Raw genomic sequence first — 12138 nt, 5'->3', positions numbered from 1 at the left:
TCCCCTCCCGGGCGGTGCCTCCTCAACTCGCGTGCAGCATCAGGCCGATGCCCGCCACCAGCAGGCCCGCCGCCGCCACGCGGGGCGCTCCGAAACGCTCCTTGAAGAAGATCGCGCCGATGGCCGCGCCGACGATGACCGAGGACTCCCGCAGCGCCGCGATCGGTGCCAGGGCCGCCCGGGTCTGGGCCCACAGGACCAGGCCGTACGCCGAGACGGACAGCGCGGCGCCGAGCAGGCCGACGGCCGCGCAGGGACGCAGCAGCGCTATCGTCCCGCCCCGCCAGCGGTACACCGCGTACGCCGGGATCGCCCAGCCCTCCACGGCCATCAGCCAGGCGGTGTAGCCGAGGGAGGAGCCGGAGGCGCGGACCCCGAGCCCGTCGACGACGCTGTACGCGGCGATCGACAGGCCGGTGGCCAGCGCGGCCCCGATGGCCGCCCAGTCGGGCCGCCGCCCGTGCAGACCCCACAGGGCGACGCCCATCAGCCCCGCGCAGGACAGGGCGATGCCCGCCGCCGCCCACCGGTCCGGGACCTCGTGGGCGAAGACGGCCGCCAGCACGGTCACCACGAGCGGGGCGGTCCCGCGGGCGATCGGGTACGCCTGACCGAAGTCACCGAGCCGGAACGAGCGCATCAGCAGCACGTAGTACACGACGTGGATGGCGGCCGAGGCGATCAGACACGGCCAGGCGCCGGCCGCCGGGAACGGGACGAACGGGGTCGCGGCCAGGCCGAGGAGCGTCCCGCCGCCCGCGATCAGGGTGAAGCCGACCAGCTTGTCCGTGATGCGGTGGGCGAGCGCGTTCCAGCCGGCGTGCGTCACGGCGGCGAGCAGGACGGCCGCGGCGACCAGCGGCGTCACAGAGCCCGCTCACCCACGCCCGCCGCGGGTGCGTCACCGCCCGCACCCCGCTCGCCCACGTCTGCCGCGGGTGCGTCACCACCGCCCGTACTCCGTTCAGGCACGTCCTGCTCCTGCGCGTCCTGCTCCCGCACGTCCACCAGCCTGGCGCCCGCGTGGGCGACGAGGTCCTCGGGGGACATCGGGAAGACGGCGTACGGCGTACCGGCCGCGGCCCACACCGTGTCGTGGCCGAGCAGGGAACGGTCCGCCAGCACCCGGGTCCTCGTACGGTGGCCGAAGGGCGGGACCCCGCCGATCGCGTACCCCGTCGTCTCCCGCACCGCGTCCGCCCGCGCCCGGGTGACCTTCCGCGCGCCCAGTTCCCGCCGTACGAGTTCCAGGTCCACCCGGGACGCGCCGTCCATCAGCACCAGGACCGGGACCCCGTCCGCCGCGAAGATCAGCGACTTGCAGATCTGGCTCAGGTCGCAGCCGATCGCGGCGGCGGCCTCGGCCGCCGTGCGGGTCGCTTCCGGGAACCGGCGGACCCGCGGCAGCAGGTCCCCGAGGCCCGTCTCCCGCAGGGCCTCGGCGAATCGGGGGTGGGCGGCGTGCTCTCCGGCGGCAGTCATGGACGGCACCGTAGTGGTCGGTGTACGGGACACGCGACCCGTTTCCGGGGAGCGGACGTCAGCCGGCGCGACCCGCTCTCGGGGAAGCGGGCGTCAGCTTCCGGCGCGCAGCAGGGCCGCCACGACCGGTCCCGCGGAGTCGCCGCCGTGACCGCCCGCCTGCACCACACCCGCGGCCGCCAGGTCGCCCTTCCAGGCCGTGAACCAGCCGTTGGGCTTCTTCTGGCCGTCGACCTCCGCGGAGCCGGTCTTGGCGCCGAAGTCGGGTCCGAGCCCGGACATGGCCTCGGCGGCGGTACCGGCGGCGGCCGTGTAGCGCAGCAGCTCGCGCAGCTGGGCCCGGGTGCCGGGGGACAGCGAGCGGGAGGCCTTCGCCAGGGTGCGGCCGTCCACCGAAGGGGACACCAGGTACGGCTGGTGGAAGGTGCCCGTCCTGGCGGTGGCGACCACGGAAGCCATGTTGAGCGGGTTCATGCGCACCCCGCCCTGGCCGATCAGCGAGGCCGCCATGGAGGCGGCGCTCTGCACCGGCACCGAGCCGTCGAAGGACGGTACGCCGATGGACCAGTTGTCCATGCCGAGCCCGAAGACCTGCTGGGCCTGCCGGGTCAGGTCGTCGGCGTCCAGCTTCTTCGCCTGCGAGATGAAGGCGGTGTTGCAGGACCGCGCGAAGCTCGCCTTGAACGTGCCGTTCTTGATCTGGAACTTGTCGTCGTTCTGGAACTTCCAGCCGCCGTACGTCACGTACTTGGGGCACGGGTGCCGCTTCTCGGCCGACGCCAGGCCCTTGTCGATCAGCAGCGACGACGTGATGATCTTCATCGTGGAGCCGGGGGCCAGCGAGCCCTGGAAGGCCGTGTTGAAGCCGTGGCCCGAGTTCGCGACGGCCAGGATCTCACCCGTCGAGGGGCGCACGACCACCGCCGACGCCCGGGACCTCGTCGCCACCTGCTGCTCGGCAACGGCCTGGAGGGCCGGACTGAGCGTCGTGCGCACCGTCCCCGGCGTGCCCTCGCTCAGCGCCAGCAGCGTCTTGTCGGGGTCCTTGTCGGCGCCCTTCCTCGCTGCCTTGCGGACCACCCTCAGCTCGACGCCCGCCCGGCCGCCGGCCTTCTTGCCGTACTTCTCGCGCAGTCCGTCCAGCACCGAGCCGAGCGACGGGTACTTCGCGGCGGTCAGCTCGCCGCCGTCCGCGTCGAGCGCCCTGATGGGGGGCGTGCCGGACTCGCCGGTGACCAGCCGGTCGCCGTCCCGCAGATCCGGGTGCACGACGGAGGGCCGCCAGCCGACGAGCGGGACGCCGTCCTCGGCCCGCCGGACGACGGTCAGCTTCGCGTCGTACGCGAGCGGTTTGCTCTTCCCCTGGTAGGTCACGGTGGCCCGGACGGAGAACGGGACGGTGGTGCCCGTCCGCCTGCCGGGCGTCAGCGTCACGCCGGTGATCCGGGCGTCCGCCCGGTAGCCGGTGAGGGCGGCCTTCGCGGCGGCGGTGTCGTCGGTGACGGCGGCGGCCTTCGCCGGCCGGCCCTGCTGCCAGGCGGTGAGGAACCGCGTGGCGGCCGTGCGTACTTCGGCCGCCGACAGGGGACCCGTCCTCACGGGTTTCTGGTCGGCGGTCGTGGACCCGCCGTCCCCGTCCGGGCCGAAGAGGCTGTAGGCGCCGAACCCCCCGCCCGCGACGACCACGGCGATCAGCCCGCCGATCACGGCGGGTCTCGTCCTGCCGCGCTCGGCGGCGCGCCCTCTCTTGCCCACAGCTGCAGATCCTTTGCTGGTTCCCCTGGCCCCGGTGCCACGCGTGCCCGACGAAAGGCACCACCCCGGGTTCCCGGGGCGGCCGGGGTGACTTCAGCCGCTCGTTCTTAGCACATCCGCGACGATCGGACCGGCCGCGTCCCCTCCGTGGCCGCCGCCCTCGGTCATCGCGGCGGCCGCCATGTCGCCCCGGAAGCCGGTGAACCAGCTGTTGGCCCTCGACTGGCCGTCGACCTCGGCGGAACCGGTCTTGGCCCCGATGTCCCCGCCGAGGTTCGCCATCGCGCGGGCGCCCGTGCCCTGGGTGGCGGTGAGCCGCATCATCTGCTTCAGCTGTGCCACGGTCCCGCTCCGCAGGCCGCGGGCGGTGGCGATCGGGCGGTCGTCGAGCTTCGGCGACACCAGGTAGGGCTGGCGGAAGGTGCCCGTGACGGCGGTCGCGGTGACCGACGCCATGCCCAGCGGGCTCATCTGGACGTCGCCCTGGCCGATCGCGTTGGCCGCGCGGTCCGGGCCGCCGGACGCGGGGATCCTGCCGTCGAAGGAGGTGATCCCCGTCTTCCAGTTGTCCCGGCCGAGTCCGAACCGTTCCTCGGCCTCGGCGGTCAGCGACGCGTCGGTGAGCGGCTCCTCGTCGACGAGCTTCACGAAGGCGGTGTTGCACGACCGCATGAAGCTGTTCGCGAGCGTGGCCTTCTCGTTGGGTGCCATGCCCGTGAGGTTGTGGAAGGTCTGGCTCTGCCAGACCGCGGTGTCCGTGCACGGCGCCGGGCCGTTCATCGAGGTGACGCCGTTGTCGATGAGCATCGCCGCGGTGACGATCTTCATGGTGGAGCCGGGGGCGAGGCGGCCCTCGAACGCCGCGTTGAAGGCGTCCTTGCGGTGGTTCGCGACCGCCAGCACCTCACCCGTGCTGGGCTTCACCGCGACCACGGACGACTCGGGGTACCGCTGGACGGCCCGCTCGGCCGCCGCCTGCGCGCTCGCGCTGAGCGTGGTGCGCAGTCTGCCCGCCCTGCCCTCGGCGAGTGTCACCAGCGTCTTGGCGCCCGCGTTCCCGTCCGCGTGACGGACCGACAGCTCGATGCCGGGCGTGCCGCCCGCCTTGTCGCCGTACCTGCCGCGCAGGGCGTCCAGGATCGGGCCGAGGGACGGGTACCGGGCCTTGGTCAGGACGACGTTGTTCCGGTCCACGGCCTGGATCGGCGGGCTCGCCGCCTCTCCCGTCACCAGCGTGTCGCCCTCCACCAGGTCGGGGTGGACGACGGACGGCTTCCAGCCGACCAGCGCCCTGCCGGTCGTCACCCCGCGCACGACGGTCAGCTCCGAGTCGTACGACAGGGGCTTGCTCCTGCCCCGGTACGACACCGTCGCCTCGACCGAGTACGGGACGGTGGTCCCGGACGGCGTGCCCGGCCTGATCCGCACCCTGGTGAGGTGGGCGTCGTCGCGGTAGGCGGCCAGCAGCGGCTCGGCGCCGCCCGCGTCGTTCGTGTACCTCGCCGCCTCGGACGCGTCGCCCTTCTCCCAGGCGGCGAAGAATTTCTCCGTGGTCTCCTCGACCTCGTCCCCGCTCGGCTTCCCGGTCTTCACGGGCGCGGGCCCGCCGACACCGCCGTCCCCGCTGACGGCGGTCACCACGTTGTAGGCGCCGTACCCGGCGCCCCCCACCATCACCGCGAACACACCGCCGACGACGGCAGCCTTGACCCCCTTGCGCATGGCGCACTCCTCCCCGTGAGCGGTTGCACTCTAAGCCGGGGGAGTGACGGGTGGGGAGGGTGTTTCCCGCTTCTCAGACCCAGGTATCCAGCCACATCCGTGAACGCCAGTCGTCGATCGGGATCGCCGTGCCGGTGTAGATGGGCCAGAAGTAGATGAAGTCCGCGTAATCCAGTCTGCCTTGCCCCCGACCAGGGCGTTTGCCTCTGGCCGGGGCCGGATCAGGCGGCTTGGGCCGTCTCTGGGCCGTGATCTTGTGGCGTGGACGCCGGAAAGAGGCTGTCGACGGCCTTTCGGGTCCGTCCCTCGCTGCTGGGCATCAGGTGCGTGTACGTCCGGAGCGTGAACCCCGGATCGCTGTGACCGAGGTACTGACTCAGGGCCCGGATGTTCTCGCCGGCGTCCAGCAGCACGGAGGCGTAGAAGTGCCTGAGCGCGTGCATGCCGTGTTCGGGGGCCGACGCGTACCGCTTGCCTGGCTTCCGCGCCGGGATGATGCCAGCGGCCGCCAGCGAGGAGATGTGCCTCAAGTTCACCGCCACGGCATGAAAATCGGTATCACGTCCCGCTACCTGAGAAAGTCCAAGCAGTTTTATACATCCGCTTACACATGCGCTATCACGAATTTCTACAGCCCTAGTCGGGCCGCTACACTCGCGGCTCCGACTAGCTATCTAGGAGGGGCAGATGGCTCGGAAGCATCCAGACTGGAAGCCGGATCTCCTGCGGATGCACCGCGAGGAGATAGGGCTCACTCTGGAAGACACGGGGGAGAAGCTCCGCGAAATCGCGGAGCGGCACGGCTTCAATATCGCCGCGAACTTCCAGACGATCTGGGGCCACGAAAAGGGTTCGGTGTATCCCGGTCCGCATTACCGCCGGGCGTACTGCCGACTGTATCGTCGCAATGAGGCCCAACTTGGCTTCCGTAAAGCTCTGCCCGGAGAGGATGCCCCTGTGGATTCCGTACCGGCTCCCGCTTCGAGTGAGCGACAGTTTCCCAACCAGCCGGACGCAGTAAGTAGAGCGTTGAGCAGCATCCGCGAAGGTACAGACGACGTGGACAGCGAGGCTCTACGCAATCGTGTGGTCAACGCATGGAGTCGCCACGCAGCAGGGGTAAGTACCGACGGGCCGACCGTAGTTCTGGTAGGGGGTTACGCCGGATCGGGAAAGTGGACGTTCACCTGGGCTGCTGCTACAGGCGTGGTGACCTTGGCGAACATGCCGACGATCACGCCCGCGTTTACAAGACAGTGGTCAAGCGCTCGTTGGTTGAACGCTAACAGTCGATTTCGGGCCGCTCGCCGGGCACGTCCAGGCCGTTGGCTTCGACGCGGACACCGGCCCGCCTGGACGTCGCTCCCGACGCTCCCGCGTACGGCACGAAACTGCGCTGGATCGCACCGAAGCTGATCGCGGCCGCCAACGCGAAGGTGCAAGGCGCGAATGTCCGCGCCCTGCACGTCCTGGCGCCCTCCCCCGTGAAGGCCGGTCCCGCCACGGCGGCCGCCGATCCGATCCCGCAGACGGCCCCGCCCGCCGGGCCGGTGCAGCGACGGACTCCGGTTGCAGCGAGGCGGTCCCGACAGCACGTCCGCAGTCAGGCGGTGACGCCGCGGCTTGTCAGCAGGGCGGTGTACGCCGCTTCGGCGGCGCGGCCCTCAAGGGTTCCGGGCGGGGTGTGGGACAAGAACGTGCCCGTGTCCCCGTGATGGAGGATCTTTCCGCTGTACATGACCGTGACATGATCGGCCTCTTCGGCAAGGTCGGCCACGTCGTGCGTGGACAGCAGAACCCGTACGTCACCGGTCAGCCCGCGCAGGATGTCACGAAAGACACGGCGCTGGTAGGGATCCATGCCGGCGGTGGGCTCGTCCAGGAGGAGAACGCGCGCGCCGTGCACGAGTGCCCCGGCGACACCGACGCGCCGCAGCTGGCCGCCGGAGAGCCGGTTTGTGCGCGTGTCGGTCTTGTCGGCCAGATCGACGCGCGTCAGAGCCTTGCGGGCTTGCTTCCAGGCATCGGTGCGGTTCATGCCCTTGAGCCAGCCGATGTATGCCACGTACTCACGGGCTGTGAGCGTCGGCATGGGCACGATGTCCTGAGGCATCCAGGCGACGGCCCGCCGGTACGCCGTGGTGCCCGCCGGAGCACCGTCTAGCGCCACGTGTCCCTTCTGGGGGCTGGTTACCGAGGCCGCGAGTTTCAGCAGGGTGGACTTGCCGGCGCCGTTGGGACCCAGCAGGACAGTGAGACCGTCCGGCAGGACGTAGGAGAAGTCCCGTAGAACGGGCTGCTTCCAGCGCCTGTAACCGTAGGTGCAGTTGCTGATTTCGAGTGTCACGCTGTCTTCCTCGACGTGCGGATCTGGGCGGCGAGGCCGATGGCGAACATCACCAGGGAGGCCGCTGCCGCGAACAGGCTGTCAGCGGGGAGCGCGATGACGGTCCAGAGGCGTGGAACGTTGCCGCGGAACCCGACGACCACGACGGTGACCAGCCATCCCACGGGGACCATCACCGCCGCTTGACCGGCCCACGACCGTCCGATCAGCATCAGACCGGTCAGGAACAAGGCGTTGCGGCCCCCGGTCGTGGCTGCGGCCGCCCCGTGCACCGCGGCGATGAGAGCGCTGCACAGCACCGCCGCGGCCATGGTCGCGGTGACCAGGAGGTTGTCGAGCCGTGTCATGGACCGTACTCCTGAGGCCTCGGCCGCAGGAAGCCGTGATTCGAGCATCGCCATCACGAGGGCGAGCAAGGGCACTGGGACGAACAAGGAGAGCGCGACCCTGGGACTACCGGTGACAGAAGGCAAGAGCACCGTAGTGTCCTGAACCGCGTAGAGCACGGCGACGAAAACGGCCATGGCGAGGGGAAGCAGTGTGCGCCCCCGGCGGGCCTTGAACCACCACCTCACGATGTCCTCGCCTCGCATGAATCGAGGGTTCCCTTGATCCACTGGGCTTGCTGGTCCTGCGGTTCGGCCAGGACGCGGGTGACATCGGACCGGACCTGCTTCTCCAGTTTCCGGGCCACGGGGTCCAGGCCCTCCAGATTCCGCCGCTTCTGGTATGCCTTCTCCTGGCCGGTCTTCGTCGCCGCCCACAGCCAGGCGGAGTGGGCGGCGCGGGCGTCGACCTGCTTGCAGCGGAAATGCAGGGCGCGCACCACGACTTGGTATACGGCGTCACCGCTCTGCATAGGCCGGGTCAGCACCATGCGCCATACGGCGTCTGTGGAGGGCTTCTGCAGACGTCCATCCGCGTAACTGTCAGTGATCAGATTCGGCTGTGCGGACGTGGCCCCGACTGCACGCAGTACGCCTAGAGCTTTCTCGGTGTCACGCTGGGTCTGCTCCAGATAGCGGGCGTTGAACTCCGGTACGCACATACGCGGCGCGCTGCCCGCGCACTTCATCCTCACGTGGCCTGCTGTGATAGGCGGCGTGGCCGACCAGTCTGCGGTGGTGCGATAGGCCCCGAGAACGCCGCTCACGGCTACCGCGGCCGCGACGGCCACCCGGACTGCGCGCCACCCGTACGGCAACCAGAGGATGAGTAACCCTGCGGCGATGCCACCCGCCAGCAGTACGGGCACCACCGTCGTGATGAGGCTGGGAACCTCTCCGAAACCGATGCTGCCGAACTGTCCTGAGACATGACGAGGCCAATAGGGCAGCACAGCTCTGGTGAATGCGACGAGGATCCAGTCCGCTACGGCAAGGATCGGTGTGGCGATGACGCGAGGCACCCGGTGGCCGACGGTGAAACCCAGGACCGCATGTGCCACACACAGCACCATCGCGGAGATCGGCAGCCGCAGGCTGTCGAGAGTGGGCATCGTCGCCGACCGTATCAGCGAGATCCCCGGCGGGAGAAGGATGACCAGCCAGGAGAGGACGATGACCGGACACAGGACATTGGCTGCTATCCGGTAGCGTGAACGGGCCGGAGCCAGCGCCCAGACTCGTGCACTTTTCAAACGCCCGCTCTCCCAGCAGGAAAGCGCGGCGGCCACCGCGTAAGCCAAGGCGTACAAAGTCTTCAGCGGCTCAGCGACGATACTCGGCGCGTAATGGTAGTAACTGGAGAGCGGAGCTGTTTCTCCTACCGCGTAGTAAAGGAATGTCAGTAGGAGAACGACAGCTGCAGCCCACCGCACACTGCCGCTGCGCAGGGCGGTACTGAATTTCATTGAGTTTCACCGAACCACTTGTCGACCGAAAGGGGGTGCCCCATCGGGGCACCCCTCAGGGCTGGAATGTCAGCCGTCGGCCTTGGTGGTGTCCACCGAGACCGAGCGTACGCTCAGCTGTGGGCCGAAGGTGGAACCGCCGATCTTCATGATCTTGAAGTAGTAGTCCCGCATGCCGGACGGCAGGTCCGTCCACTCGCCGTTACTGGTGCTTCCGTTGAAGCAAGCCGTGAAGGTCTTATTGTCGTAGGACTCGTCAGGCTGGAGCGAGATGTCGTTCCACATCTGCACGTCGGTGCTCTTCGAGCCGTCCGTGGTGCAGCCGGTGAAAAGAACCTGCGAGTACAGCTCGTCCGACCAGCGGCGAGACTCGAAGCCCACGCTGGCGGCAGTTATGGAGCTGCTCCAGTTGGCCTCGGCGATAGGAGCCAACGCCAGAGTGATTACTGCGGCCGTACCGGCAACCATGGAAATGCGTGCGGTGCGCTTCATCTTTCCCCTGTCCCTCTTTCTGGTAAGCACGAGACAGGTGCTTGCGATGAGTAGACATCTATCCCAACCCCCCTCCCCCGTGCAGCTAAGGGGCTGCAGACCCGAGCCGAAAATATCAGCGACGTTCATAAAGCGTCAACTTTCCATTTGTTCGGTAGGTCAGATTTTTATCGTTGAGAATGTACCGAGGTGGTCCATATTGGCCTCGTTGGTCCGGTCGCGACAGGTTCCGGCGCCTGCGGCGGAACCGGAAGTGCCGCACCCGTACGGATGTGAGGCGAGGCACGATGTAGCCGTCCGCGCGTCTGCCGCCGCTTCCACTGGGTGATCAGCTCCCCCTGTTACTGGTGGTTGTCCCGGCGTAGCGTGACGGGTACACGCCTGGTACACCGTGCGTCGCGGTGCGTGCCGAGGAGGGGGAGTCGTGCAGGCAGGGACCGTGCTGGACGGCCGCTACCCGCTGATCGAACCGATCGGTGCGGGCGGGTTCGGGCAGGTCTGGCAAGCACACGAGCACACGACCCGAGGTTCGACCGGCTGGTGGCGGTCAAGGTCCTCACTGGCGACGGCAGCGCGGACCACGACCGACCGGCGGCCCGCTTCGCCCGCGAAGCCGCAGTCGCAGGCGGCCTGTCCCATCCGCCCATCGTCACCGTGCACGACTTCGGCTCCGCGATGTACGACGGACAGTTACACGCCACCTGGTGATGGAGTTGCTTCGCGGCAAGCCCCTCAGCGTTGTGCTGAAGGACGGCTGGCTGCCTCTGCCTGATGCCCTTCGCACGGCGGTCTGCATCGCCGATGCCCTGGGCACCGCGCACGCGGCAGGTCTGACCCACCACATCAAGCCGTTCAACATCATCGTCCGCCCCAACGGCCAGGCTAGGTGGTCGACTTCGACATCACCAAGAGCAGCGACGAACGGCATGACATCACCATCAGCGGCGTCCTGATCGGCACCCCGGCCTACATGGCACCCGGGCAGCCCGTGCCTCGGCACCGGCGAGCCACTTGTAGTAGCCGGACCGGTTCACGTCCAGGACCTGGCAGAGCCGCTTCACCTCGTAGGTGTCCCGGTGGTCGTCGACGAACTGGAAGCGGCTCCTCACCAGTTCGTCTCTCCGGCGAAATACGTGGCCGCCTTGCGGAGGATGTCCCGCTCGGTAGCGAGCTTCCGCTCGCTCGCCTCGAGCTCGGCCACTCTCGCCTCGAGCTGTCTGATCCGCGCGTCCGGATCGTCGGACAGCACCGCTGCCCCCGGCTGGACGGCCGGCTTTGCAGCCGCTGCGGTGACACCGCGGCGTTCGCGGTCCCGCAGCACCCACTCCCGCAGGGTGGCCCGGTTGATGCCCAGGTCTGCGGCGATGCTCTTGTATGTCGCCCCGGGCGTGGACTCGTACAGGGCCACGGCATCGGCCTTGAACTCGTCCGAGTAGTCCTTCATCGCCATCGGCGGTCTTCTCGCTTCCTCCGGATCAAGCAGATCCAGTATTAGCGTGTCCACCACTCAGGGGGAGGCCCCGGCACTGGCAGCGAAGTCGTCGTTGCCGTCCGGCTCGGGCACTTGGTGTGGAGCTGTTCGCCAGCATTCGCCACCCTTGAACCGGCACCTGCGCCACTGGCGCGCCGGTTAACGTGCTGAGGGTTCGACATCTCTCTCCTCGATCGCCCGCTTGCACCAGGCGGGCCCCAACTCTGTTGGGTTCACTGAGAGATGGGAGATCGGATCAGATGGAGCGATCGACACGGCGAGCACGATGTCGCAGGCGCAGCCAGTTACCGGACTGGGTTCAGCTTGTGGCCTTGTTGCTGACTGCGGTCACTGCCATCGCGGGGTGCATCGAACGCTTTGTGTGATGCACCGGAGGAGTCCCGGACGGTTGGTTGGGCGGTAGGCGAGCCCGACCGGTGCTTAGTCGGCCGGGCCCGCCCGTAACCCGCATGTGAGCCTGGCTCCGGGGAGCTGCCCGGAGCCAGGCATCCATGCGTTGTGGGCGCCTTTCGGCTCCATGACGAGGAAACCCCAAGTCTTCAATACCTTCAAGCATCGGAACCAGCTTCATGATCCAAAACCGTGGCGAAAACCCATGGTGAAGGCATGGCGCGAGGGGTGGCGTTCGCCTTCAGTGCCTGGTCAGCGCCCCGCGGGGGTGGCGAAAGCTGGCGAATCGTGTCGGTCGACGTAACAGGTTGGGAGGGCTGCGTGGTGCGTGATTTGCCCAGGTGTCCCCCGGTGGCTACCCCGTTGCTCTTCTTGCCAGGTCGGGCAGGCTGGGAGTGGCCCGCTGTAAAACTGCCGGGCCTCACAGCTGGGCCGTCCTCGGGCCGTCTGAGGGGGACCAATGACAGCCACTGGCGGCTAACGATGACCACGGTGGGGGGGGAGGGGGCGGGGGCCCCTGGGTGGCCGTCGTCGCCAATGGCTGTCCGTTGTTCCCCCCCGACAGCCCCAAGACAGACCAACCTTTGGGGCCTGGAACATTTCCGC

Annotated in this window: 10 protein-coding genes and 2 pseudogenes; 2 read left to right on the top strand and 10 right to left on the bottom strand. The window is 68.7% G+C overall.

The annotated features are described in order from the left end of the window. Positions 1-22: 22 nt before the first annotated feature. The 9 genes and pseudogenes from AC069T_RS05485 to AC069T_RS05445 form a co-directional block, all read right to left on the bottom strand. Positions 23-868 carry an EamA family transporter gene (locus AC069T_RS05485; protein WP_478781473.1) on the bottom strand — a complete coding sequence of 282 codons (846 nt, stop codon included), beginning with the start codon at positions 866-868 and terminating at the stop codon, positions 23-25. A gap of 116 nt (positions 869-984) precedes the next feature. Beyond that, positions 985-1482 (bottom strand): annotated as a pseudogene (locus AC069T_RS05480) (YbaK/EbsC family protein); the annotation flags it as partial. Positions 1483-1575: 93 nt separating this feature from the next. Further along, complete coding sequence (locus tag AC069T_RS05475) at positions 1576-3237, bottom strand: penicillin-binding transpeptidase domain-containing protein (protein WP_478781472.1); 1662 nt, start codon at positions 3235-3237, stop codon at positions 1576-1578. Between the two features lie 93 nt (positions 3238-3330). Further along, positions 3331-4959, bottom strand: a complete 1629-nt coding sequence (locus tag AC069T_RS05470) for a penicillin-binding transpeptidase domain-containing protein (RefSeq protein ID WP_478781471.1) — start codon at positions 4957-4959, stop codon at positions 3331-3333. 221 nt (positions 4960-5180) lie between these two features. Then, positions 5181-5474 (bottom strand): annotated as a pseudogene (locus AC069T_RS05465) (tyrosine-type recombinase/integrase); the annotation flags it as partial. Positions 5475-6562: 1088 nt separating this feature from the next. Continuing rightward, the gene (locus tag AC069T_RS05460; protein ID WP_478781470.1) at positions 6563-7306 is read right to left on the bottom strand and encodes an ATP-binding cassette domain-containing protein; all 744 of its coding nucleotides are present in this window, start codon (positions 7304-7306) and stop codon (positions 6563-6565) included. Continuing rightward, a complete protein-coding gene (locus tag AC069T_RS05455) occupies positions 7303-7653 on the bottom strand; it encodes a hypothetical protein (RefSeq protein WP_478781469.1) in 351 nt (116 codons plus the stop codon). The genes AC069T_RS05460 and AC069T_RS05455 overlap by 4 nt, the downstream gene beginning before the upstream one ends. Before the next feature lie 224 nt (positions 7654-7877). Beyond that, positions 7878-9158, bottom strand: a complete 1281-nt coding sequence (locus AC069T_RS05450) for a hypothetical protein (protein ID WP_478781468.1) — start codon at positions 9156-9158, stop codon at positions 7878-7880. 69 nt (positions 9159-9227) lie between these two features. Beyond that, complete coding sequence (locus AC069T_RS05445; protein ID WP_478781467.1) at positions 9228-9650, bottom strand: hypothetical protein; 423 nt, start codon at positions 9648-9650, stop codon at positions 9228-9230. A gap of 540 nt (positions 9651-10190) precedes the next feature. Here AC069T_RS05445 and AC069T_RS05440 point away from each other — a divergent pair. Continuing rightward, positions 10191-10358: a hypothetical protein gene (locus AC069T_RS05440; protein WP_478781466.1), complete on the top strand. Its 168-nt coding sequence runs from the start codon at positions 10191-10193 to the stop codon at positions 10356-10358. Further along, positions 10355-10603: a hypothetical protein gene (locus AC069T_RS05435; protein ID WP_478781465.1), complete on the top strand. Its 249-nt coding sequence runs from the start codon at positions 10355-10357 to the stop codon at positions 10601-10603. The genes AC069T_RS05440 and AC069T_RS05435 overlap by 4 nt, the downstream gene beginning before the upstream one ends. 152 nt (positions 10604-10755) lie before the next feature. On the opposite strand, the gene AC069T_RS05430 is transcribed toward AC069T_RS05435, so the two are convergent. Further along, positions 10756-11100 (bottom strand): transposase, encoded by a 345-nt coding sequence (locus AC069T_RS05430; protein ID WP_478781464.1) that lies wholly within the window; start codon positions 11098-11100, stop codon positions 10756-10758. Positions 11101-12138 lie beyond the last annotated feature (1038 nt).

The sequence above is a fragment of the Streptomyces sp. NPDC043867 genome (genome assembly GCF_056435845.1).
The sequence above is the reverse complement of the archived record's forward strand: the minus strand, read 5'-3'. Positions and strand labels throughout refer to the sequence as shown.